Source organism: Loktanella gaetbuli (assembly GCF_020531945.1).
GTDB lineage: Bacteria > Pseudomonadota > Alphaproteobacteria > Rhodobacterales > Rhodobacteraceae > Loktanella > Loktanella gaetbuli.
Genome location: NZ_JAJATZ010000001.1, coordinates 208,394 through 230,703 on the forward strand (window position 1 = coordinate 208,394; position 22,310 = coordinate 230,703).

At 60.0% G+C, this 22,310-nt stretch carries 22 protein-coding genes and 1 tRNA gene; 16 read left to right on the forward strand and 7 right to left on the reverse strand.

The window, feature by feature from the left end; translation table 11 throughout:
* Positions 1 to 11 precede the first annotated feature (11 nt).
* The 6 genes from LGQ03_RS01015 (at position 12) to hflX (ending at position 8,235) form a co-directional block, all read left to right on the forward strand.
* On the forward strand, positions 12 to 2,258 hold the full coding sequence (locus LGQ03_RS01015) for a sensor histidine kinase NtrY-like (RefSeq protein ID WP_226746899.1): 2,247 nt from the start codon (positions 12 to 14) through the stop codon (positions 2,256 to 2,258).
* A gap of 10 nt (positions 2,259 to 2,268) precedes the next feature.
* Positions 2,269 to 3,669 (forward strand): nitrogen assimilation response regulator NtrX, encoded by a 1,401-nt coding sequence (gene ntrX, locus LGQ03_RS01020; RefSeq protein ID WP_226746900.1) that lies wholly within the window; start codon positions 2,269 to 2,271, stop codon positions 3,667 to 3,669.
* Between the two features lie 55 nt (positions 3,670 to 3,724).
* Positions 3,725 to 5,101: a Trk system potassium transporter TrkA gene (gene trkA / locus LGQ03_RS01025; RefSeq protein ID WP_056031567.1), complete on the forward strand. Its 1,377-nt coding sequence runs from the start codon at positions 3,725 to 3,727 to the stop codon at positions 5,099 to 5,101.
* A complete protein-coding gene (locus tag LGQ03_RS01030) occupies positions 5,101 to 6,621 on the forward strand; it encodes a TrkH family potassium uptake protein (RefSeq protein WP_226746901.1) in 1,521 nt (506 codons plus the stop codon). Before trkA ends, LGQ03_RS01030 begins: the two co-directional genes overlap by 1 nt.
* A gap of 102 nt (positions 6,622 to 6,723) precedes the next feature.
* Complete coding sequence (gene hfq / locus LGQ03_RS01035; RefSeq protein ID WP_226746902.1) at positions 6,724 to 6,957, forward strand: RNA chaperone Hfq; 234 nt, start codon at positions 6,724 to 6,726, stop codon at positions 6,955 to 6,957.
* The gene (gene hflX, locus LGQ03_RS01040) at positions 6,958 to 8,235 is read left to right on the forward strand and encodes a GTPase HflX (protein WP_226746903.1); all 1,278 of its coding nucleotides are present in this window, start codon (positions 6,958 to 6,960) and stop codon (positions 8,233 to 8,235) included.
* A gap of 197 nt (positions 8,236 to 8,432) precedes the next feature.
* Here the strand turns inward: hflX and glnA are convergent, their stop codons facing one another.
* From glnA to LGQ03_RS01055, 3 genes are all read right to left on the reverse strand, one after another.
* A complete protein-coding gene (gene glnA / locus LGQ03_RS01045) occupies positions 8,433 to 9,839 on the reverse strand; it encodes a type I glutamate--ammonia ligase (RefSeq protein ID WP_090159288.1) in 1,407 nt (468 codons plus the stop codon).
* Positions 9,840 to 9,869: 30 nt separating this feature from the next.
* Positions 9,870 to 10,208, reverse strand: coding sequence for a P-II family nitrogen regulator (locus tag LGQ03_RS01050; protein WP_056031582.1), 339 nt, complete (start codon positions 10,206 to 10,208; stop codon positions 9,870 to 9,872).
* 339 nt (positions 10,209 to 10,547) lie between these two features.
* Positions 10,548 to 11,015, reverse strand: a complete 468-nt coding sequence (locus LGQ03_RS01055) for a Hint domain-containing protein (protein ID WP_226746904.1) — start codon at positions 11,013 to 11,015, stop codon at positions 10,548 to 10,550.
* 172 nt (positions 11,016 to 11,187) lie between these two features.
* On the opposite strand from LGQ03_RS01055, the gene LGQ03_RS01060 reads away from it, so the two are divergent.
* The 3 genes from LGQ03_RS01060 (at position 11,188) to LGQ03_RS01070 (ending at position 13,260) form a co-directional block, all read left to right on the forward strand.
* A tRNA-Leu gene (locus LGQ03_RS01060) sits at positions 11,188 to 11,272 on the forward strand.
* Positions 11,273 to 11,297: 25 nt separating this feature from the next.
* Positions 11,298 to 12,632 carry a trigger factor gene (gene tig, locus LGQ03_RS01065; RefSeq protein WP_090159290.1) on the forward strand — a complete coding sequence of 445 codons (1,335 nt, stop codon included), beginning with the start codon at positions 11,298 to 11,300 and terminating at the stop codon, positions 12,630 to 12,632.
* A 424-nt stretch (positions 12,633 to 13,056) separates the two neighbouring features.
* Positions 13,057 to 13,260 carry a hypothetical protein gene (locus LGQ03_RS01070; RefSeq protein ID WP_226746905.1) on the forward strand — a complete coding sequence of 68 codons (204 nt, stop codon included), beginning with the start codon at positions 13,057 to 13,059 and terminating at the stop codon, positions 13,258 to 13,260.
* Positions 13,261 to 13,356: 96 nt separating this feature from the next.
* Here LGQ03_RS01070 and rplI read toward each other — a convergent pair whose 3' ends face one another.
* From rplI to rpsF, 3 genes are read right to left on the reverse strand one after another with little or no spacing between them, the layout of a single operon-like run.
* Positions 13,357 to 13,962 carry a 50S ribosomal protein L9 gene (gene rplI, locus LGQ03_RS01075; RefSeq protein ID WP_226746906.1) on the reverse strand — a complete coding sequence of 202 codons (606 nt, stop codon included), beginning with the start codon at positions 13,960 to 13,962 and terminating at the stop codon, positions 13,357 to 13,359.
* An 11-nt stretch (positions 13,963 to 13,973) separates the two neighbouring features.
* Entirely contained in the window at positions 13,974 to 14,201 is a 228-nt protein-coding gene (rpsR, locus tag LGQ03_RS01080) for a 30S ribosomal protein S18 (RefSeq protein WP_056031599.1), read from the reverse strand.
* Between the two features lie 22 nt (positions 14,202 to 14,223).
* Positions 14,224 to 14,577, reverse strand: coding sequence for a 30S ribosomal protein S6 (gene rpsF, locus LGQ03_RS01085; RefSeq protein ID WP_056031601.1), 354 nt, complete (start codon positions 14,575 to 14,577; stop codon positions 14,224 to 14,226).
* Between the two features lie 254 nt (positions 14,578 to 14,831).
* On the opposite strand from rpsF, the gene LGQ03_RS01090 reads away from it, so the two are divergent.
* The gene (locus LGQ03_RS01090) at positions 14,832 to 15,425 is read left to right on the forward strand and encodes a hypothetical protein (RefSeq protein WP_226746907.1); all 594 of its coding nucleotides are present in this window, start codon (positions 14,832 to 14,834) and stop codon (positions 15,423 to 15,425) included.
* Between the two features lie 87 nt (positions 15,426 to 15,512).
* Positions 15,513 to 16,088: a YceI family protein gene (locus LGQ03_RS01095; RefSeq protein ID WP_090159294.1), complete on the forward strand. Its 576-nt coding sequence runs from the start codon at positions 15,513 to 15,515 to the stop codon at positions 16,086 to 16,088.
* A 138-nt stretch (positions 16,089 to 16,226) separates the two neighbouring features.
* Here the strand turns inward: LGQ03_RS01095 and LGQ03_RS01100 are convergent, their stop codons facing one another.
* Positions 16,227 to 17,414 carry a cytochrome b/b6 domain-containing protein gene (locus LGQ03_RS01100; RefSeq protein WP_226746908.1) on the reverse strand — a complete coding sequence of 396 codons (1,188 nt, stop codon included), beginning with the start codon at positions 17,412 to 17,414 and terminating at the stop codon, positions 16,227 to 16,229.
* Positions 17,415 to 17,551: 137 nt separating this feature from the next.
* On the opposite strand from LGQ03_RS01100, the gene fabD reads away from it, so the two are divergent.
* The 5 genes from fabD to mltG all read left to right on the forward strand — a co-directional run bounded on the left by fabD (position 17,552) and on the right by mltG (position 22,237).
* On the forward strand, positions 17,552 to 18,490 hold the full coding sequence (gene fabD / locus LGQ03_RS01105; protein ID WP_226746909.1) for an ACP S-malonyltransferase: 939 nt from the start codon (positions 17,552 to 17,554) through the stop codon (positions 18,488 to 18,490).
* 3 nt (positions 18,491 to 18,493) lie between these two features.
* Complete coding sequence (fabG, locus tag LGQ03_RS01110) at positions 18,494 to 19,231, forward strand: 3-oxoacyl-[acyl-carrier-protein] reductase (RefSeq protein WP_226746910.1); 738 nt, start codon at positions 18,494 to 18,496, stop codon at positions 19,229 to 19,231.
* Positions 19,232 to 19,366: 135 nt separating this feature from the next.
* On the forward strand, positions 19,367 to 19,600 hold the full coding sequence (locus LGQ03_RS01115; protein WP_056031618.1) for an acyl carrier protein: 234 nt from the start codon (positions 19,367 to 19,369) through the stop codon (positions 19,598 to 19,600).
* Between the two features lie 213 nt (positions 19,601 to 19,813).
* Positions 19,814 to 21,076: a beta-ketoacyl-ACP synthase II gene (gene fabF, locus LGQ03_RS01120; protein ID WP_090159297.1), complete on the forward strand. Its 1,263-nt coding sequence runs from the start codon at positions 19,814 to 19,816 to the stop codon at positions 21,074 to 21,076.
* Positions 21,077 to 22,237: an endolytic transglycosylase MltG gene (gene mltG / locus LGQ03_RS01125; protein ID WP_226746911.1), complete on the forward strand. Its 1,161-nt coding sequence runs from the start codon at positions 21,077 to 21,079 to the stop codon at positions 22,235 to 22,237.
* Positions 22,238 to 22,310: the final 73 nt, after the last annotated feature.

Genomic DNA, 22,310 nt, shown 5'->3' on the forward strand with positions numbered 1-22,310 from the left:
CTCCCGTCGCAATGGACAGGGCAATTCGCGTGCAGCGGTCCCGGTTGAGCTTGAATTACCAGCGTATCAAGCGCTGGCGACGGCGGCGTGCCGTCCAGAATTTCACGACCCTCGGGTTGGTTGTTCTGGGCCCGGTGCTGGCTGTCGTGACGTTTCTGATCCTGCGCAGTCCGTTGGATGCCGGGTCTGCGTCGCCGATCCTGCGTCTGGTGCTGCTGGCCGACCTTGTCTACATCATAATCGTTGCAGGGCTCGTGCTGAGCCGGGTGTTCTATCTGATCGTGGCGCGCCGCAACCAGTCGGCAGGATCGCGTCTGCACTTGCGTCTGACGGGCGTTTTCGTGGCCCTCGCATTGATCCCGACGGTGTTGGTCGCTGTCTTTGCGGTGCTGTCCATCAATCTGGGGTTCGAGGGGTGGTTTTCAGAGCGGGTGCAGAACGTTCTGGGCACATCGCTGTCGACCGCGCAGGCCTACGAAGAGGAAGAACGATCAGAGGTGCTGCGCGACGGAAACGCGCTTGCGGCATACCTCAATACCGAGCGGCAGGCCAATTTCTTTATGAACGACGGTGACGTGCGGCAGGCCATTGCGGTCGTGCAGCCGCAGATCGACCGTGGATTGTCCGAGGTTTTTTTCCTCAACGGGGCCGGGGATATCATGACGCGTGGCGGCGGGTCGTATGATTTCAACTACGAACGGCCCGATCCCGCCGATTTCGACAGGGCCCGCAACAGCGGTGCCGTCGTGATCGAAGATGCGGCAAACAATGAATTTCGCGCACTTTTGGCGGTCGACACCTTTCCGGATCGTTTCCTGCTGGTGACCCGCCCGGTCGATGGGGAAATCCTGGCCCTGCTGGACGAGACCGAGGCGACGGTCGCCTTGTATGAACAGTTGGAACGCGACCGGGGTGCGTTGCTGTTCCAGTTCGGTGGATTGTATCTGGGATTTGCGGTGATCCTGATCCTCGCCGCGACCTGGCTGGGACTGTGGTTCGCGGAACGGCTGTCGCGACCGGTCGGGCGGCTCGTGACGGCCTCGCAGCGGGTCGGTGCCGGTGATCTGGACGTCCGCGTGATCGAGGACGAAGGCGACGACGAAATCAGCCAGTTGGGGCATTATTTCAACCAGATGACCAGTCAGCTGAAAACGCAGCGCGACGATCTGGTTGGCAGCAACCGCCTGTTCGATTCCGTGCTGTCATCGGTCACATCCGGCGTGGTCGGGCTGGACGCAGATGGTCGGATCAGTTTCGTGAACCCCTCTGCAGTGCGGTTGTTGAACGTCGGGCGTGGCCAGACCACGACCGCGCTGTCGGTGGCTGTGCCCGAATTCGGGACATTGTTCGAAAAGCTGCGCGCTGATGGCCGGCCATTCGTGCAGGAACAGGTCAACCTCGTACGCAGTGGCAAACAGGAAAGCCTGCTGGTCCGTATGGCACCGCGTGCAGGCAATGACGGGACACTGGACGGCTATGTGGTCGCATTCGACGATGTGACCGACCTGGTCAGCGCACAGCGCATGGCCGCCTGGGGTGATGTCGCCCGCCGCATCGCCCACGAGATCAAGAACCCGCTGACGCCGATCCAGCTGTCGGCCGAGCGCATCAAACGCAAGTTCGGGGCAGAGGTCACAGACACCGACAAATTGAACCAGATGACCGATGTGATCGTGAGGCAGACCAATGATCTGCGTCGTATCGTCGATGAATTTTCGAAATTCGCGCGGATGCCGGAACCCGAGCTGGCCGTTTCGGACCTGTCGGCACTGTTGCGCGATGTGGTAACGCTGCAAGAAGCAGGTCAGCCGGATGTCAGGATCACTGCCGATACGCCAGCGCAGCCGGTTCTGACAGATATCGACCAGACGATGATCGGGCAGGCCCTGACCAATCTGATCAAGAACGCAGGCGAGGCGATCGAATCCCGCGCGGAACAGCAGGGTGAGCCGGTTGCCAATCCACTTATCCGGGTTGCGATGGTGGTGGGGGATCACGGCGTGCGGATCACGATTTCCGACAACGGGATCGGTCTGCCGCAGGACCGCGCCCGGCTGTTCGAACCCTATGTGACGACGCGCGACAACGGGACGGGCCTGGGCCTGCCCATCGTGCGCAAGATCATCGAAGAACACGGCGGCACGCTGCAACTTGTGGATGCCGAACCTTTCGGCATGGACACCCACGCGGGGGCCTGTGCCGTGATTGAACTGCCGTTGGCCCCTGTCGGGGTTGCGGCCAACAAAATTCCAGCATGAGGTTTTGACTATGGGCGACATTCTGATCACCGACGACGAACGCGACATCCGGGAACTGATCGGCGATATCCTCGAGGATGAGGGTTTCACCACGCGGTTGGCTGCAAATTCCGATCAATGCATGGCCGAGATCGCCAAGGAAACGCCGGCGCTGATGATTTTGGATATCTGGCTCAAGGATTCCAACATGGACGGGATCGATATTCTGAAAACCGTCAAACGTGACTATCCAGAGGTGCCGATCGTCATCATTTCCGGGCATGGCAACATCGAGATCGCGGTCGCGGCCATCAAGCAGGGGGCCTACGATTTCATCGAAAAACCGTTCAACATCGATCAGCTGATGGTCGTGATCCGGCGCGCGATGGAAACCAGTCGTCTGCGGCGCGAGAATGTCGAACTCAAACGCGGTGAGAGCGCGCCGGCCGACATGCTGGGTGACAGTGCGGCGTTCCGCGCCATGAAGGCGCAGCTGGACAAGGTGACCAAATCCAACGGCCGTGTGATGCTGACCGGCCCTGCCGGTGCAGGCAAGGAAATCGCCGCGCGCTATATCCATGCCAATTCCAACCGGGCGGGCGCACCATTTGTCACGATCAATTCCGCCAGTGTCGAACCCGACCACATGGAAGAGGCCTTGTTTGGCCGTGAAAGTGCCGGCAAGGGCGTTGAAAAGGGTCTGCTGGAACAGGCCAACGGCGGGATCATCTATCTGGATGAAGTGGCCGAGATGCCGATGGGCACACAGGCCAAGATGCTGCGGGTTCTGGTCGATCAATCATTCCAGCGTGTCGGGGGGACCGAAAAAGTGCAGGTCGATCTGCGTTTCATCTCGTCCACGAACCGCGATTTGCCGAAACTGATCGAACAGGGACTGTTCCGTCAGGAATTGTTTCACCGCCTGAACGTGGTGCCGATTGATGTGCCCAGCCTGGAAGAACGCCGCGAGGACATCCCCACGCTGGCCGAATATTTCATTGCACAACTGAACAAGGCGCAGGGTCTGCCGCTGCGCGAGCTGGCCGAGGATGCGCGCGCGCTGTTGCAGACGATGCTGTGGCCGGGCAACGTCCGTCAGTTGAAAAACGTCGTGGAACGCGTGCTGATTCTGGGCGAGGGCAACCATCCCATCGGTGCCAAAGAGTTGCCCAACTCTGATGAAGCGCCCGCAACCGAGGGACGGATCGTGCTGTCGGGCGGGCTTGCGACATTGCCGCTGCGCGAGGCGCGCGAGCTGTTCGAACGCGAGTATCTGCTGACCCAGATCAACCGTTTCGGTGGCAATATCAGCCGCACCGCCAGCTTTGTCGGGATGGAACGCAGCGCATTGCATCGCAAGCTCAAGTCGCTGGGTGTCGCGACGGCAAACAAGGCGGGCGCACGCGTGGCCTACGTCGAAGAAGGCGCGTGAATTGACGCGCGGCACCGGCCATGTCACTGGAGCGTAGGTCGGCAGGAGAACATCGATGAAGGTCATCATCTGCGGGGCTGGTCAGGTCGGCTGGCAAATCGCCCGGCATCTGGCGGGCGAACAGAACGACGTGACGGTTGTGGACAACAATCCCGAACTGGTGCGTCGCGCGACGGACAGCCTGGATGTGCAGGGCATCAGCGGCTTTGCCAGCTATCCCGACATCCTGGAACGGGCAGGGGCGCGTGACGCTGACATGATCATCGCCGCAACCCATTCCGACGAGGTGAACATGGTCACCTGTCAGGTGGCGCATTCCGTGTTCTCGATCCGCCGCAAGATCGCGCGTCTGCGGTCGCAAAGCTATCTGGATGCGATCTATTCCGACCTGTACCGACGCGATCATCTGCCGATCGACGTGGTCATCAGCCCTGAAAAAGAAGTCGCAGCGGCGGCGCTGCAACGGTTGGCCTCGCCTGCGTCATTCGACACCGAACAATTCCTGAATGATCAGGGCACCCTGATGGGCATTTCGATCGAGGCCGATTGCCCGGTGGTAAATACGCCGCTGCGCCAGTTGACGGATCTGTTTTCGACATTGCGGGCGATTGTGGTGGGTGTAAGGCGCGATGGCGTGATGTTCGTGCCCTCGGCCAAGGATCAGCTGTTTGCCGGCGATGACGCCTATATCTTTACGCATACGGATGACGTGAACCGGACGCTGGAGATTTTCGGCAAACATCAGACCCGACAGCAACGCATCGTCATCATCGGTGGTGGCAATGTCGGTCTGGCCGTCGCACGCGCGCTGGAGGCCAAGACCGAACGTTTGCGGGTGCGCATGATCGAACGGACGCGCGAGGCGGCAGAGGCCGCGGCGGATGCGCTGGATCGCACCATCGTGCTGCATGGCGACGGTCTGGATGCCGCACTCCTCGACGAGGCGGGGATCGCGACAGCGGATGCGGTTCTGGCCGTGACAGACGATGACAAGGTGAACCTGCTGGCATCGGTCCGGTCCAAGGAGATGGGCTGCAAGATGTCGATCTGTCTGGTCAACGATCCGACGCTGGTGCCCCTGATGGGGCCATTGGACGTGGATGCCTGGATCAACCCGCGGTCGACAACCGTGTCGTCGATCCTGCGACACGTGCGCCACGGACGGGTGCGGGGGGTCTATTCGATCGGCGATGCCGAGGCTGAATTGATCGAGGCGCAGGTGTTGTCCACATCGCCCATGGCAGGTCAAAAAATCCGCGACATCCAGTTCCCAGAGGGTGCCGTGGTCAGCGGTATTTCCAAGAATGGCAAGATGATCAAACCGGTCGCCGATACACGGATCGATGACGGTGATCTGGTTGCGATCTTTGCAATGGCGAACGACGTGCCAGAGGTCGAGCGCCTGTTGCAGGTGTCGATCGACTTTTTCTGATGGCAATTATTCGGTCCCTGCCATTTTTTGTGCTGCTGATGGGGATCGGGTCGGCTGCCATGCTGGTGCCGGCAATCCATGCCACGGCATTGGGTGCGACCCGCGTGATGCAGACGTTTTTTTATGCTGCGCTGCTGGGGTTGACGCTGACGTTGCTGGCGGGGCTTGCGACATCCGGGCGGGTGCCGCGCAATGCCGCCCTCAGCCAGTTGATGACGCTGGTGCTGGCCTTTGGGTTGTTGCCGATCATGTTTGCCGTCCCGTTCTACGAGGCGGGTGAAAACATCCGGTTCAGCGACGCTTGGTTCGAGATGGTGTCATCGTTCACGACGACGGGTGCAACGCTATACGAAAACGCGGGACGTCTGCCGCCATCGTTGCATCTGTGGCGCGCGACTGTCGGCTGGCTGGGCGGAATGCTGACATGGATCGTGGCTGTCGCCATTTTCGCACCCATGAATCTGGGCGGGTTCGAGGTGCGGACCGCTGGCGGATCGGCGCAGTTCACGGCGGGCCGCTATAGTCAGATCGGCGAGGTCGCGCGACTACAGGACCGGTTGGCCCGGCATACGGCCACGCTTGCCCCTATCTATGTCGGGCTGACCTTTGTGTTGTGGATCGGTTTGGTGCTGCTGGGTGAAGTGCCCTATATCGCGCTGTGCCATGCGATGTCGGTGCTTTCGACTTCCGGGATTTCGCCTATTGGGGGGGTCTATTACGCTGTGTCGGGGTTCTGGGGCGAACTTCTGATTTTCTGTTTCTTTGCCTTTGCCATTTCGCGCCTGACGTTTTCGCGGGGCATGTTCGGGGACAGTGATGCGCGGCTGGCCCGTGACCCTGAGGTGCGTATGGCACTGATTCTGGTCTCGGGCGTCACGGCGATGCTTTTCCTGCGTCATTGGCTGGGCAGCATAGAGGAGGGGACGACTTCGACGCTGCCCGCGCTGTTTTCGTCACTCTGGGGCAGTATTTTTACCGTCACATCATTCCTGACGACCACAGGGTTCGAATCACGGTTTTGGGACGGCGCGGCCGAGTGGTCCGGTCTGGAAACCCCCGGCCTGTTTCTGGTGGGGATAGCCCTGATCGGTGGCGGTGCTGCGACTACGGCGGGCGGCGTGAAACTGCTGCGCGTCTATGCGTTGTTCCGTCATTCCGAACGCGAGGTCGAACGTCTGCTGCATCCGTCATCTGTTGGTGGCGGCGGACGCGAGGCCCGCACGATCCGACGTCAGGGGGCCTATATTTCATGGGTATTCTTTATGTTGTTCGCCCTGTCGATCGCGGCGGTGATGTTGCTTCTGGCCCTGACAGGGGTGCAGTTCGAGACGACCATGGTTCTGACGGTGGCTGCGTTGTCGACAACCGGGCCGCTGGCCGTGGTGGGGGCGGAGTCGCCGATCAGTTATGCGGGTCTGCCGGACGCGGCCAAGGCTGTGCTTGGGGCGGCCATGGTGTTGGGGCGGCTGGAGACACTTGCCCTGATCGCGCTGTTCAATCCTGAAATCTGGCGGCGTTAGCGGGTTGATTTTAGGGCTGGATCATCCGAAAGACTGTGTCCATACTTTCTAACTGATGTTTACGGTCGGTCCGCGGCCCGCAAGAATAATTGGAGACCCGATATGGCGTCTGACAAGGCCAACCTGCAGGATACCTTCCTGAACCACGTGCGCAAGGTCAAGGTTCCTGTGACGATCTTTTTGGTGAACGGCGTCAAGCTTCAGGGCGTCATCACGTGGTTCGACAGTTTCTGCGTCCTGCTGCGTCGCGACGGCCAGAGCCAGCTGGTATATAAATCGGCGATCTCGACGATCATGCCAGCCCAACCCATTAGCCTGTACGAGGGCGAAGAATAATTGCTTGAACATGACCGGCCCATCACACGGGCCTACGTTCTGCACCCGGATCTGAAAACCGACCGTACCCGCCGCGCGGCTGACCCCGCGCTGGAAGAGGCCGTGTCGTTGGCCGCCGCCCTGCCTGATTTGCAGGTCGTCGGCGCAGAAGTGGTGCGTTTGCCAAAATTGCTGCCGGGGACTCTGTTCGGCAAGGGCAAGATCGCCGAGTTGAAAGACCGGATGAAAGCCGAAGAGGTCGAGCTTGTCTTGATCGACGGCCACGTCACGCCGGTGCAGCAGCGCAACCTGGAAAAGGCCTGGGACGTCAAACTGCTGGACCGGACAGGCTTGATTCTTGAAATCTTCTCGGATCGGGCGCGCACCGCGGAGGGTGTGTTGCAGGTCGAAATGGCGGCATTGTCGTATCAGCGCACCCGTCTGGTGCGGGCCTGGACCCACCTGGAACGGCAGCGCGGCGGGCTTGGTTTCGTCGGCGGTCCCGGTGAAACCCAGATCGAGGCCGACCGCCGTGCCATCGACATGCAGTTGCAGGCGCTGAAGCGGCAGCTGGAAAAGGTCGTCAAGACCCGGACGCTGCACCGCGCGGCACGGGCCAAGGTCCCGTATCCGATCGTGGCGCTGGTCGGCTATACCAACGCGGGAAAATCGACGCTGTTCAACCGGCTGACAGGTGCGGATGTATTCGCCAAGGACATGCTGTTCGCGACGCTGGACCCCACCATGCGCCAGATCGAGCTGCCCGAGGGCGACAAGATCATCATGTCGGATACGGTCGGTTTCATTTCCGACTTGCCCACTGAGCTGGTGGCTGCCTTCCGTGCAACACTGGAAGAAGTGCTGGATGCGGATCTGATCGTGCATGTGCGTGACATCAGCCATCCGCAGACCGAAGAGCAGTCGAAGGATGTGATGGCGATCCTCACGTCCTTGGGGGTGGCCGATGACGCCCCGTTGCTGGAGGTCTGGAACAAGATCGACCGGCTGCCCAGCGATGATCACGATGGAATCGTCACGCAGGCGGCAAGAACAGAAGACATCTTTGCCATTTCCGCGATCACCGGCGAAGGGCTGGACCCTTTGCTGGATGCGATCAGCGAGGTGCTCAAGGACCCGCGAACAGCAGATCAACTGGTTCTGGGGTTCGGGGCCGGTAAAGCGCGGGCGTGGTTGTTCGATCAGGGCGTGGTGACGGGCGAAAGGCAGACTGAAGATGGCTATGTCATCGACGTGTTCTGGACACAGACGCAGGCCCGCCGGTTCCAGAAGCTGGACTGAGAGTCACAGATGTTCGAGTGGCGCGCGTGTTGTGCATGCGGGAGCCTCCGGCGGGAGTATTTCGGGCAAGATGATGCGCGGGGGGAGGCACCCGTTCAGAGCACTCTCGTCTGAAATCAGCTGTCGTTTAGGCCGGATGATCTGGGGAATGGATTATTGATGTGAAAAGGGCGCCCCGTGGGGCGCCCTTTTGTGATTTAGCAGCTGTAGTACAGCTTGTATTCGACCGGGTGCGGCGTGTGCTCGACCTGGTAGACCTCTTCCCACTTGAGGGCCATGTAGCCTTCGAGCTGGGATTTGGTGAACACGTCGCCTTGCAGCAGGAAGTCGTGATCGGCCTCGAGCGATTCCAGGGCTTCGCGCAGCGAGCCGCAGACCGTCGGGATTGCGGCCAGTTCTTCGGGCGGCAGGTCGTAGAGATCCTTGTCCGAGGAGGGGCCGGGGTCGATCTTGTTCTTGATGCCGTCAAGACCGGCCATCAGCAGGGCCGCAAAGCACAGGTAGGGGTTCGCGGCGGGATCGGGGAAACGTGCCTCGACGCGCTTGGCTTTGGGCGATTCGGACCACGGGATACGGACACAACCCGAACGGTTACGGGCGGAATACGCGCGCAGAACCGGAGCCTCGAAGCCGGGGATCAGACGCTTGTAGCTGTTGGTGGACGGGTTCGTGATCGCGTTCAGCGCTTTGGCGTGCTTGAGGATGCCGCCAATGAAATACAGCGCTTCCTGGCTCAGATCGGCGTATTTGTCGCCGGCGAACAGGGGCTTGCCGTCTTTCCAGATCGACATGTTCACGTGCATGCCTGTGCCGTTGTCGCCTGCGATCGGCTTGGGCATGAAGGTTGCCGATTTGCCGTAGGCCTGGGCCACGTTGTGGATGACGTACTTGTATTTCTGGAGTTCGTCGGCCTGATGTGTCAGTGTGCCGAAGATCAGACCCAGCTCGTGCTGGCAGCTGGCCACTTCGTGATGGTGCTTGTCGACCTTCATGCCCATGCGCTTCATCGTGGTCAGCATTTCGCCACGCATGTCCTGCGCGTCATCGATCGGGTTCACCGGGAAGTAGCCGCCCTTGATGCCGGGACGGTGGCCGGTGTTGCCCATCTCGTATTCGGTATCGGTGTTCCATGCGCCGTCGATTGCGTCGACCTGGAAAGACACCTTGTTCATCGAGACCGAGTAGCGCACGTCGTCAAAGACGAAGAATTCAGCCTCGGGGCCGCAATAAAAGGTGTCACCGATGCCGGATGACTTCAGGTAGGCCTCTGCCTTTTGGGCGGTGCCGCGCGGGTCGCGGTCATAGGGTTCCATCGTGTCCGGCTCGACGATGGAGCAATGCAGACAGATGGTTTTTTCAGCATAGAAGGGGTCGACATAGGCTGTTGCCGTGTCGGGCATCAGTTTCATGTCGGACTGATCGATCGATTTCCAGCCTGCGATGGATGAACCATCGAACATGAAGCCTTCTTCGAGGAAGTCTTCGTCAACCAGATCAGACACGATCGTGACGTGCTGCAATTTGCCCTTGGGGTCAGTGAAGCGGATGTCGACGTAGTCGGCCTCCTCGTCCTTCATCATTTTCAGAAAGTCTTTGGTGCTCATGAGCTGTCCTTTCGGTTCGTGTCTTGTATTTTACAGCGCGTCGTCGCCGGATTCGCCGGTTCGGATGCGGATGGCTTGTTCGACCGTGCTGACGAAAATCTTTCCGTCGCCAATCTTGTCGGTCTTGGCGGCCTCGACGATCGCGGCGATTGCCGCATCGACCTGATCGTCGGCAAGGACGACCTCGAGTTTTACCTTGGGCAGGAAGTCGACGACGTATTCGGCGCCGCGGTACAATTCGGTATGACCTTTCTGACGGCCGAAACCTTTGACTTCGACAACGGACAAGCCCTGAATGCCGACTTCTTGCAGCGCTTCTTTTACTTCATCCAGCTTGAACGGCTTGATGATGGCTTCGATTTTCTTCACGCAGACTCCCCCGTATGGCTTACCTCCGAGGTGAGAACATTTTCGTGACAGACCTACAATTCATCCCGGCATCGCAGGGCATGGGATCAGACTGAAAAATACGCATCGGTGCAAAATTTAGGCTATCTGGTCAAAAAGAGTGCGAAATGAGAATTGCGGCCAAGTTCGAGATCCGAACGCCGGGCGACCGGCGGTTTTCCGGGGAATTTTGGGTAAAAAACGCAAAAACGCGCAATGCTTTCGGGCCAAGACGATCGCAAGATCGGCAGAGACACGTCCCGAAAGCACTGCGCGTGCTGTTTTTATAGTCATATGCGGCCAACTGGCCGTGTCGCGCCGTCAGACGGCGGCAGATGCCATTTCGATGCCGTCGGCATAAAGGATATGCTGGCGATCAAAGGTAAGCGTGTAGGTTGTCATTTGTTGTGCCGCCTGGGGGGCGAGGTATTCGCCGTCGACCAGACGGGCGGCCTCGATATTGGCGGTCTGGGTTCCGAACAGTGCTTCGGCACGCCAATCGCGAATGTGCAGGATCGTGTTGGGCGTAACCATGATGTCGCGGTCAGGGCGTGTGTGCCCGAGCGAACCGGCCTTGATACGGATCGGTGCGATTTTCTGGGTTGCTACGTCGATTTTACGTAGGATCGCCATGCCACTGTCGCGGGTGATGATGCGCATGCCCGCTTCGAGGTGTTCGACGGGCATTTCGCCTTCCATCGTCATGATGGTTGTACCGGCGCATACGCCTGCGTTGAGTTTAGCTTTCTTGGGCGCAGCAACGCTGCGTTCGATCGTCTTGGTCTGCATGGCGTTTTTCCCGCTCTAGCTTGTGTCTGCCTCAATAGTTCTTCCACAACTAAGGCAAGATTCTGGCACAGTCATGCTTTTTCTGGGATGCTTTTTATTCTCGCATCCCCCTGTGACCTTTGTTAGACAGCCGCCAAACACCGGGGGCGCGGAAACGTGCCCCCGTAACAATGCGGGTGTGGCGGAATTGGTAGACGCACCAGATTTAGGTTCTGGCGCCGCAAGGCGTGGGGGTTCAAGTCCCTTCACCCGCACCATATTCGAATGAAAGAAGGACATTTCATGCAGGTCAACGAGACCCTGAACGACGGCCTCAAGCGCGGCTATACCATCACTGTCACAGCGGCAGAACTGGATGCAAAAGTTGTCGAGAAGCTGGAAGAAGCGCGCCCAGGCGTGGAAATGAAGGGCTTTCGCAAGGGTAAGGTGCCGATGGCCCTGTTGCGCAAGCAGTTCGGTCCGCGCCTGATGGGCGAAGCCATGCAGGACAGCATCGACGGTGCCCTGCGCGACCATCTTGACAGCACCGGTGATCGTCCGGCTGCTCAGCCCGAAATGAAGATGTCCAACGCGGACTGGAAAGAGGGCGACGATGTCGTTGTCGAAGTGTCCTACGAGGCGCTCCCCGACGTGCCGGACACCGATTTCTCTGCGATCAAGCTGGAAAAGATGGTCGTGAAGGCAGATGATTCTGCTGTCGAAGAAGCACTGACCAACCTGGCAGAGAGCCCGCAGGCCCAGACGTTCGAGAAAAAGAACGGTCTGTCCAAGGATGGCTATCAGGTCGTGATCGATTTCGTCGGCAAGATCGACGGTGAGGCATTTGACGGCGGATCGGCCGAAGATTACCCGCTGGTGCTGGGGTCCAACTCCTTTATCCCCGGTTTCGAGGAGCAGCTGTTGAAGACCAAGGCCGGTGAGGAAAAGGCCGTGACGGTCAATTTCCCCGAGGATTATCAGGCAGAGCATCTGGCCGGCAAGGAAGCCGTGTTTGATGTGACCGTCAAAGAGGTCCGCGAGCCCGTCACGCCGGAAATGAACGACGAACTGGCCAAGAAATTCGGTGCCGAGGATCTGGAGGCCCTGAAGGGTCAAATCCGTGATCGTCTGGAAGCCGAATATCAGGGCGCGTCCCGCGCGGTCGCCAAGCGCAAGCTGCTGGACGAGCTGGACACGGCAGTCGATTTCGAACTGCCCCCCAGCCTGGTCGATGCCGAAGCCGGTCAGATCGCGCACCAGCTGTGGCATGAGGAAAACCCCGACGTCCAGGGCCATGACCACCCCGAGATCAACCCGACCGAAGAGCACATCACCCTGGCCAAGCGTCGGGTGAAGCTGGGCCTGTTGCTGGCCGATATCGGCCAGAAGGCAGAGATCAAGGTGACGGACCAGGAGATGACGCAGGCCATCATGAACCAGGCGCGTCAGTACCCGGGACAAGAGCGTCAATTCTTTGAGTTCGTGCAGCAGAACGCACAGTTCCGCCAGCAGCTGCAAGCGCCGTTGTTCGAGGACAAGGTCGTCGATCACATCCTTGAAAAAGCAGATGTGACCGAGAAGGAAGTCAGCAAGGACGACCTGCAGAAAGCTGTCGAGGCGATGGAATCCGAAGACTGATCCAGAGGATCAACGTTGTCCGAAATGGCGCCCCATGGGGCGCCATTTTTCGTTGTGGCCTTGTCTAAACGGCTGAAAGCCCCACATTATCGATATAGGCAGCACGCTTGCGTGCTACCAGTTGGGACGAGTTTACCCCGTGCGGAAAACATTGAAATTTGCGTTGATCCTGAGTGGTCTGATGTTCAGCGGTTTACCGCTGACAGCGCAGGCGTGCCCCAATCCGGACATAGCGTCATTCACGCAGCTGACCGAGAGCGGCGTGAGCCTGCGCCGCGGGAAGTCCGTTCGCTTGACGGCGGGCGGAATGCGTCCGTTGGGGGAATGCCCCCAGGCTAGCGTCGCGCGTGGCAGTGAGTCCCATTTCACCGATGCGCCGACGTTCGAGTTGAATTTGGTCGGAATGATGGGGCTGGCATTGCAAATGAGCGCGGATACCGGATGCGCGCGCGATATGCTGGTCCATACGGCCGATGGGTCGTGGTATTATCGCGGACCGGGACTGAACGGGTTCATGCCGCCGATGATGCTGTCCAACCCAGGCACAGGCGCGCTCAAGGTCTGGGTCGGCACCCAGGACAACCGCAGTTGCAGGGTACGCATGGAATTTCTGACATTGCTGCGATGAGGGCCGCAAAACAATCAGGGCCGGATCATTGCTGATCCGGCCCTGACTGTAGCGATGGCCGCCAACCCGAAAAGGGCAGGCGACCGTTTGTCTGTATCAGGCGTTGTCGGATGCGCGGGGCGCGTCGTCGCCATCGTCTTCGGATGCGGCAGAGCCGAGATCGTCGAACAATTCCTGGATTTCGAATTCAGCTGCTGCTTCTTCTTCGGCGGCCAGTTCCTGAATGGATTTGCCAGCGGCCTGAAGCTCTGCTTCTTCGGCGGAACGTGCGACGTTCAGGGTGATCGTTGCCTCGACCTCGGGGTGCAGGTTTAGCGTCACATCGTGCAGACCCAGATCCTTGATCGGACCTTGCAGCACGACCTGATTGCGGTCGACCTTGTAACCGTCGGCGGCAGCGGCATCAGCCACGTCACGGGGTGTGACGGAGCCATAGAGCGAGCCCGCGTCGGACGCGGACCGAATCACGACGAACTGCTTGCCGTCGATCTTGTCTGCCTCGGCCTGTGCGGCAGCGCGTGTTTCAGCGTTGCGTGCCTCGAGTGCGGCCTTTTCGGCCTCAAAGCGAGCGAGGTTTGCAGCGTTGACACGCAGCGCCTTTTTCTGCGGCAGCAGGTAGTTGCGCGCATAGCCTTCCTTGACAGAGACGACTTCGCCCATGTTGCCCAGCTTTGCGACGCGTTCGAGAAGAATGATGTCCATGATGCGGGTCCTTACTTCACTGCGTAGGGCAGAAGGGCGAGGAACCGTGCACGCTTGATCGCCTGGGCGAGCTTGCGCTGGTTCTTGGCGCCGACGGCGGTGATGCGGGCAGGCACGATCTTGCCGCGCTCGGAGATGTAGCGCTGCAGGGTGCGGGTGTCTTTGTAGTCGATCGCCGGAGCGTTTTCGCCCTCAAACGGATCGGACTTGCGACGACGGAAAAACGGTTTGGTAGCCATGTCTTACAATCCTTTTGTGAAGTTAGCGGCGCTCGCGACGGCTGTCGCGTTCGTCACGTTTCTGCATTTGGACCGACGGGCCGTCCTCGTGTGCGTCGACCTTGATCGTCAGAACGCGCATGACGTCTTCGTGCAGGCGCATCAGGCGTTCCATCTCTTGCACGGCAGCCGCGGGGGCGTCGGTGCGCAGATAGGCGTAGTGGCCCTTGCGGTTCTTGTTGATCTTGTAGGCCATGGTCTTGACGCCCCAGTATTCGGAGTCGACCAGCTTGCCTTCGTTGTCGGACAGGACTGTCCCGAAGTGTTCGATCAGGGCTTCGGCTTGCGTGTTGGACAAGTCCTGACGCGCAATCATCACATGCTCATACAGCGGCATGGTATTCCTTACATGTTCGGCGCACTTCAAAGACCGGGTGGTTCCACTTCCGCGTCCCGGTCACGAGAGGCTGCGCAGGTCAAAAGTCGCGCGGAAGTTCGGCGCTTATACACGGGGACGGGCAGGGCGCAAGCCTGCGTGCACACAGCGGCCGGGTCGCGCAGAGTCCATGAATCAACTATCAATGGCCACGGTTTTGCCAAAGTCCGGTTGCACGACGAAAAGAAAAGCCGAAACCACCCCAAGGAGTACAGATGAGCGATCTTGCAACCGACCGTAGGGATGTGGTGCGTATCCGCGGATGGATGCCCGGTGGGCTAATGGCCATGAGCAGTAGCGGATTTGACGTGGAAGAGGCGTTCTGGGGCTACACGATATCGCATGCGGGTGGCCCGCGTCTGGCATTGGTGCTTGTGCAGTTTCTTGTCTTGTTGACGGGTGCATTGTGTGCGGCATCGGGGATGACGTTGCTGTTGCTGTCACCTGTGTCGGATATTGTATTCCGATCGCCGCTGATTTTCGGGTGTTTTGCCTTTTCATTGCTGTTGATGTGGTACGCGACGCGCGGGCTGTCGTCGCGCTATGAGATCGACACGCATCGGTCGGAACTGCGGCGCGTGGTTCTGAACCGCACCGGATTGCTGACAATCCAGGCGCGGTATGGTTTCGACAGTATCGCAAACGTCTACGCCGAAGCTGTGAACGACCAGACATCGCGGCTGTACGTGCGGTTTCGCAATGGGCCTGGTCGCATCGTGGTCGCCAGCGGCAAGCCAGAGGATCTGGAACCATTGTCTGTGCGGCTGCGTCGCGACATGGTGCTGGGCGTGGTGCAAAGGAACCCGTGAACATGGACTGTTCGAAAATGTGAAATTGCATTCATCAGGCCAGATCACATTTACCTCCGTGCAGACACATCAACACGGAGTACCACGATGAAAACGATTTTCGGCACAGCCACCGCGCTCGCCCTGCTGTCCACGCCTGTTCTGGCCGCACCTGCGCCCTACACGCTGGATGCAAGCCACAGCCAGGTTCTGTTCAACTATGATCACTTGGGCTTTTCGACGACCTACGGCTTGTTCTCTGGCTTTGACGGCGAAATTTCCTTTGACGCCGAAGACCCTGCTGCATCCAGCGTGTCGGTGTCGTTCCCGGTGCGCAGCATGATGACAGGCTGGGAAGCCCGTTTCGAGCACTTCATGTCCGATGATTTCTTTGGCGCAGCCGAAGACGACATGGTCACATTCACCTCGACCGCGATCGAAGTGACCGGTGAGAACACCGCACTGATCACCGGTGATCTGAGCATGAACGGCATCACCAAGGAAGTTGTTCTGGACACGGTCCTGAACCAGGCCGGTCAACATCCGATGGCTGAAAAACCCTGGCTGGGCTTTGACGCGACAACAACGCTGCTGCGGTCCGATTTCGAAGTCGGCGCTTTCGCACCCTTTGTCAGCGACGAAGTGCAGGTGATGATCTCGATCGAAGCTGAAGCAGCTGAATAAGCGACCTTCTGATTAACAACATAGGGGCTGCGCCGGGCATTCCGGCGCAGCCCCTTTCTTGTGCGGTCGATGCAAAGCAAAGGGCCCGCTGCATGTTGCAGCGGGCCCCTGTTTTTATCGCGCGGTGCGCGGTTTTCGTCAGTTGTTACGTGTCGCGGTGAGGTCCATCGTGACGATCACGTCAAAGGCCAGATTGGATTCACCTTCCATGCTTTCGCCGATGTTGAATGTCTGGCGATTCAACGTGGTTTGCCCGGATGCCGTGGCCGTGTCGCCTTCAAGCGTCAGCGAAAATGGCAGGGTGACCGGTGCCTCGACCCCCTTGAGCGTGAGTGTTCCGTCCGCGACGTAGCTGCCGTCGTCCTGTACCGTGATGGGCGCTGCAAAGGTGGCTGTCGGGAAATTGGCCTGATTGAAAAAGTCAGCCCCCATGGCCTGATCCGTCACCGACCCAAGCGTCAATGACCCAATGGAGACCGTGACCTCGACCGTGCCTGCATCCGCTGTGGCATCGGGGTCGAAGGTGATCGCTGCCGTCCAGTCGGCAAAGCTGCCTGTAACCTCGTCACCCATCTGCACTACGGTAATGCCAAGCGCACCGTCCTGAACGGTCCAGTCCGAAGCGACCTCGGCCAGTGCTTCGGTTGTCGGTGCCGCGGTTGTGCCTGCGGCCATGCCAGCGCCGACGCCCGCACCGATTGCCAGTACAGTGGCGGCCAACGCCGGAGCAGCAATCGGCGTACGGTGATAGGCGACATCCGGCATCTGCGATTTCCCGAACCACATGCGGCGCAGGGTGGCGTCCTTGTCGATGAAATGATGCTTGAGTGCGCCTGCGACGTGCAGGGCAAGCGCGCCAATCAGCACTTTGGTCAGGATGATGTGCACACTGCCGAACAAATGCGCGACCTCGGGGTTCTTGGGGACGAAAGGCAGGGACTGCCCGAACGGCCACCAGATCGGGGCGAACCCGGTCGAGGCGGCGTGGTCGATCCAGCCTGTCAGCGGCACGAGGACCAGACTGCCGTAAAGCGTCCAGTGCACAATTTCCGCCAGAAGCGTTTCCGTCTTGCGTTCAGGGTGCAGGGGGCCGGGTTTGCGATGGCCGATTGCCCAGATGATGCGCAGCAGGGCAACAAAAAACAATAGCACGCCCAAAGTCTTGTGGGTCGAAAAGAGCGTTGTCTTGATCGCGAGTGCGGAATCGGTATCCGCCGCCCAGTCATTGGCCAGCGTCCCGAGGATCAGCAGAGCGAGGATGAGTATGGCCGTCAGCCAGTGGAACGTCTTGGTCACCGTGCCGTAGGTTGTCGGGGTGTCGGACATGGGCGCAAATCCTTTCAATTTGCAGCAGATATAGACTATTCTAAAGCAAGGTCACAATTTGCATTGACGCAGAGGCATTGTGCGACTTGGGGGCTTTGGCTATCCAAGCCGTCAATTGACAAATGACAGGAGACCTCATGCGCGCATTCGTTTTTCCCGGCCAAGGGGCCCAGACCATAGGGATGGGCAAGGCGCTGGCGGAGGCCTATCCGGCGGCACAGGCCGTTTTCGATACCGTGGACGACGCCCTGGGCGAAAAGCTGTCTGCGCTGATCTGGGACGGTGACGCCGACACGCTGCAATTGACCCGCAATGCCCAACCCGCGCTGATGGCGACGTCGCTGGCGGCCATGGCGGCACTGGAGGCCGAAGGGATCACGATATCCGATGCGGCCTATGTGGCGGGGCATTCGCTGGGTGAGTATTCGGCACTGGCGGCGGCTGGCGCATTGGACATTGCCGATTGCGCGCGGCTGCTACGCACCCGCGGCGAGGCGATGCAGAACGCCGTGCCCGTCGGCGAGGGTGCCATGGCTGCGGTGCTGGGGCTGAGCATCGCGCAGGTCGAGGAGGTGGTCGCCGCCGCCGCTGACGCGGGCGTCTGTGAGGTCGCAAACGAAAACGATCCGTCCCAGACCGTCATTTCGGGGGCCAAGGCCGCAGTGGAACGTGCGGCCGTTCTGGCAAAAGAGGCGGGTGCGAAGCGTGCCCTGATGCTGCCGGTTTCGGCACCGTTTCATTGTGCGTTGATGGCACCCGCAGCGCAGGTGATGCAAGACGCGCTGTCTGACGTGACAATCCGCGCCCCGCGTGTTCCGGTGGTGTCCAATGTCAACGCAAGCGCCGTGACGGACCCCGACGAGATTCGCGCCTTGCTGGTTGCACAGGTTGCAGGTCGTGTGCGGTGGTCAACTTCGGTTGCGTGGATGGCCGATCAGGGCGTCACGTCCTTTACCGAGATCGGTGCAGGCAAGGCATTGTCCGGCATGATCCGCAGGATCGCAAAAGACGCGGCGTGTGCGAATGTCGGCACGCCTGAAGAGGCAAAGGCGGTTGCAGCCGCGATGAAGGGATAAGACATGTTCGATTTGACAGGTAAGAATGCGCTGGTGACGGGTGCCTCTGGCGGGATCGGCGGTGCCATTGCGACCGCGCTGCATGGGGCGGGGGCCACGGTGGGTCTGTCCGGTACGCGGGTCGAACCGCTGGAAGCGCTTGCGGCCGAGCTGGGCGAACGGGTTCACGTTCTGCCATGCAACCTGAGCGATTCAGAGGCTGTCACGGCACTGCCGAAACAGGCGATCGAGGCGATGGGGTCGCTGGACATTCTGGTGAACAACGCCGGGATCACGCGCGACAACATCTTTATGCGGATGTCGGATGACGAATGGGCCAGCGTGTTGGACGTGAACCTCACATCCAGCATGCGCCTGTGCAAAGGGGCCATTCGCGGCATGATGAAATCGCGTTGGGGTCGGATCGTGAACATCACCTCAGTCGTCGGGGCCACAGGCAACCCCGGTCAGGCAAACTATGCCGCCAGCAAGGCCGGCATGGTCGGCATGAGCAAATCCATCGCCTACGAGGTCGCCAGTCGTGGAATCACGGTCAACTGTGTGGCACCCGGTTTCATCGCCACGCCGATGACAGACGCACTGAACGACGAACAGCGCAGCGGTATTCTGGGCCAGATTCCGGCAGGTCGGATGGGTGAAGCTGACGAGATTGCAGCCGCTGTTCTGTATCTGGCAAGCCCCGAGGCCGCCTATGTCACCGGTGCGACCTTGCATGTGAATGGCGGAATGGCCATGCTCTGAGCCGTGGCCGGTCGGAGTGCGAAAGCGTTTGCGTGCTCTCGTTTCTCTGCTATAGGCCGGGCGGAAACGAATAGACGGGCCACATGGTCCGTTTCAAAACCGGGGCATGCCCCATACAGAACGTGAGGATATTTCATGAGCGACGTCGAAGGCCGCGTACGCAAGATCGTTGTAGAGCATCTTGGTGTTGAAGAAGACAAAGTCGTCGAAAGCGCGTCGTTCATCGACGACCTCGGCGCTGACAGCCTCGACACCGTCGAGCTGGTGATGGCATTCGAAGAGGAATTCGGCATCGAAATCCCCGACGATGCAGCCGAGACCATCCAGACCTTCGGCGATGCGGTCAAGTTCATCAAGGGCGCACTGTAAGTCAGCGTCCCGGTCCTCTTGGACCGTCTGATACAAAAGACCCCCGGTCCTTCCGGGGGTCTTTTTTGTTGCCGTGGGGCGTATGATCGGCTGAATCGCGCAGATTGCAGTGATGCCCTGTGCGCGTGGCGGTATCGCTGCCCTGCGGCACTTGCCCCTGCTGACGATGTTACGGTATCAGGTCGGCAATTCTCTGTCGGAAAGGTACGAATTATGCGCCGGGTCGTTGTTACGGGATTGGGACTTGTCACGCCGCTGGCCGATGGGGTCGAGGCCAGCTGGAGCCGCATTCTGGACGGGCAGTCCGGTGCTGGTCCGATCACCCAGTTTGATCCCACGGGGCTGACCACCACCTATGCCTGCGAGGTGCCGCGCGGTGATGGGACCGATGGCACGTTCAATGCTGACGCCTACATGGAGCCGAAAGAGCAGCGCAAGGTCGATACATTCATCATGTTCGGCATCGCGGCCGCACAGCAGGCGATCGAAGATTCCGGCTGGGCACCGACCGAGACAGAGGATCTGGAACGCACCGGCGTTCTGATCGGATCGGGGATCGGTGGTCTGAATTCCATCGCGAACACTGCGATCATGATGGAAGAAAAAGGTCCGCGCCGTGTGTCGCCGTTCTTTGTGCCGGGTGCCTTGATCAACCTGATTTCCGGGCAGGTCAGCATCCGTTACGGGTTCAAGGGACCGAACCATTCGGTCGTGACCGCCTGTTCGACAGGGGCGCACGCCATCGGCGACGCCAGCCGTCTGATCCAGTATGGGGATGCGGATGTGATGATCGCAGGTGGGGCCGAGGCCGCAATCTGCAAGATCGGTATCGCCGGTTTCAATGCCTGCAAGGCCTTGTCCACGGACCGTGCAGACGATCCGACCAAGGCGTCGCGTCCCTGGGACAAGGACCGTGACGGTTTTGTCATGGGCGAGGGTGCGGGTATCGTCGTGCTGGAAGAATACGAGCACGCCAAGGCGCGCGGTGCCAAGATCTATGCCGAGGTCAAGGGCTACGGTCTGTCGGGCGACGCGCATCACATCACTGCACCGCCCCCCGATCACGAAGGTGCAGAGCGTGCGATGCGTGCGGCCTGCCGGAATGCCGGGATCACGCCGCAGGACATCAATTATGTGAACGCGCATGGCACGTCGACCATGGCCGACACCATCGAACTGGGTGCCGTGGAACGTATGGTGGGGCCAGAAGCCGCCGCCAAACTGGTGATGTCGTCGACGAAATCCGCAACGGGTCACCTCCTGGGTGCCGCGGGTGCGATCGAGGCGATTTTCTCGATCCTGGCGATCCGCGATCAAGTGGCTCCGCCAACGCTGAATCTGGATCAGGTCGACGCCGAGACGCAGGTTGATCTGTGCGCGAACGAAAAACGCCCCTGCAAGATCGACATTGCATTGTCGAATTCATTCGGGTTCGGCGGGACCAACGCAAGTCTGGTGTTGGGGAAGGTCGAATAAATGTGGCGACACATCGCGTCCAACGCGCTGACGTTCATGGTCGTGGCGCTGTTTGTCAGTGCAGGTGTCGTGGCGTGGGGCACGCAGCAGTACAGCAACCCCGGCCCATTGGCGCAGGGGATCTGTCTGCAGGTGCCGGGCGGGTCGAACATGCGGCGGGTCAGCGAGGACCTGGAGGCGCAAGGCGCAGTGAGTTCTGCCGCCATTTTCCGCATGGGCGCGGATTACACCGAAAAGGCATCCGAGCTGAAGGCGGGCAGTTTCCTGATTGCCGAGGGCGCATCGATGGCCGAGATCGTGGATACGGTGACGCGCGGCGGGGCCAGCACGTGCGGGACCGAGATCGTCTATCGTGTGGGTGTTCGGGTCAACGAGGTCCAGGTCCGGGAACTGGACCCTGTCACCGGTCGCTACGAGGAAGTTGCCGCATTCACGCCGGGCGAAGGTGAAGTGCCGTCTGAGTACACTGCGGTGCTGGATGCTGCGGACACGCGTCTGAGACTGGCCGTCGCCGAAGGCACGACCGCCTGGCAGGTGGTGCAGGCGCTGAATGCGATTGACGTGCTGGAAGGCCCCGTCGACGACATTCCGGCAGAAGGAAGTCTGGCACCTGACAGCTATGAATTTACCGCAGGCATGACGCGGGGCAGCATCATTGGCCGGATGACCGAGCGCCAAGAGAACATCCTGGCCGAAGCCTGGGCCGCGCGTGTCGATGGGCTGCCGTTGGAAACGCCGGAGGAGGCGCTGATCCTTGCGTCGTTGATCGAAAAGGAAACTGCAGTTGCTGACGAGCGTCGTCAGGTTGCAAGCGTTTTCGTCAATCGCCTGGAACGCGGCATGCGTCTGCAAACGGACCCGGCCGTCATCTATGGTGTCACGGAGGGGCGCAGCGTGCTTGAACGTGGCTTGCGCCGCAGCGAGTTGGATACGCCGACGCCGTGGAATACCTACACGATCCCGGCCTTGCCGCCGACGCCCATTGCGAACCCCGGACGGGCAAGCATCGAGGCAGCACTTGACCCGGATACGACGGACTACGTGTTCTTTGTTGCCGATGGCACGGGTGGGCATGCATTCGCGACCAACCTTGATGACCACAATCGCAATGTCGCAGCCTGGCGTGCGATCGAGGCGGAGCGTGCAGCCAACGACGGTTAAGGACGGTCGCCTAACCAGCCATTAGGGGCTGCGGGCTGTCAGAGTGCTGTATTTATTGTAAAATTAATGGCTC

Bases quoted from the DNA above. Each gene is read 5' to 3' on its own strand.
- LGQ03_RS01030 (WP_226746901.1), top strand. From the start codon at position 5,101: ATGGCAATTATTCGGTCCCTGCCATTTTTTGTGCTGCTGATGGGGATC.
- rpsF (WP_056031601.1), bottom strand. From the start codon at position 14,577: ATGCCGCTGTATGAGCATGTGATGATTGCGCGTCAGGACTTGTCCAAC.
- trkA (WP_056031567.1), top strand. From the start codon at position 3,725: ATGAAGGTCATCATCTGCGGGGCTGGTCAGGTCGGCTGGCAAATCGCC.
- LGQ03_RS01095 (WP_090159294.1), top strand. From the start codon at position 15,513: ATGAAAACGATTTTCGGCACAGCCACCGCGCTCGCCCTGCTGTCCACG.
- LGQ03_RS01090 (WP_226746907.1), top strand. From the start codon at position 14,832: ATGAGCGATCTTGCAACCGACCGTAGGGATGTGGTGCGTATCCGCGGA.
- LGQ03_RS01015 (WP_226746899.1), top strand. From the start codon at position 12: ATGGACAGGGCAATTCGCGTGCAGCGGTCCCGGTTGAGCTTGAATTAC.
- tig (WP_090159290.1), top strand. From the start codon at position 11,298: ATGCAGGTCAACGAGACCCTGAACGACGGCCTCAAGCGCGGCTATACC.
- fabF (WP_090159297.1), top strand. From the start codon at position 19,814: ATGCGCCGGGTCGTTGTTACGGGATTGGGACTTGTCACGCCGCTGGCC.
- hfq (WP_226746902.1), top strand. From the start codon at position 6,724: ATGGCGTCTGACAAGGCCAACCTGCAGGATACCTTCCTGAACCACGTG.
- fabG (WP_226746910.1), top strand. From the start codon at position 18,494: ATGTTCGATTTGACAGGTAAGAATGCGCTGGTGACGGGTGCCTCTGGC.
- LGQ03_RS01070 (WP_226746905.1), top strand. From the start codon at position 13,057: ATGAGCGCGGATACCGGATGCGCGCGCGATATGCTGGTCCATACGGCC.
- LGQ03_RS01055 (WP_226746904.1), bottom strand. From the start codon at position 11,015: ATGCAGACCAAGACGATCGAACGCAGCGTTGCTGCGCCCAAGAAAGCT.
- rpsR (WP_056031599.1), bottom strand. From the start codon at position 14,201: ATGGCTACCAAACCGTTTTTCCGTCGTCGCAAGTCCGATCCGTTTGAG.
- LGQ03_RS01100 (WP_226746908.1), bottom strand. From the start codon at position 17,414: ATGTCCGACACCCCGACAACCTACGGCACGGTGACCAAGACGTTCCAC.
- LGQ03_RS01115 (WP_056031618.1), top strand. From the start codon at position 19,367: ATGAGCGACGTCGAAGGCCGCGTACGCAAGATCGTTGTAGAGCATCTT.
- mltG (WP_226746911.1), top strand. From the start codon at position 21,077: ATGTGGCGACACATCGCGTCCAACGCGCTGACGTTCATGGTCGTGGCG.
- glnA (WP_090159288.1), bottom strand. From the start codon at position 9,839: ATGAGCACCAAAGACTTTCTGAAAATGATGAAGGACGAGGAGGCCGAC.
- rplI (WP_226746906.1), bottom strand. From the start codon at position 13,962: ATGGACATCATTCTTCTCGAACGCGTCGCAAAGCTGGGCAACATGGGC.
- fabD (WP_226746909.1), top strand. From the start codon at position 17,552: ATGCGCGCATTCGTTTTTCCCGGCCAAGGGGCCCAGACCATAGGGATG.
- ntrX (WP_226746900.1), top strand. From the start codon at position 2,269: ATGGGCGACATTCTGATCACCGACGACGAACGCGACATCCGGGAACTG.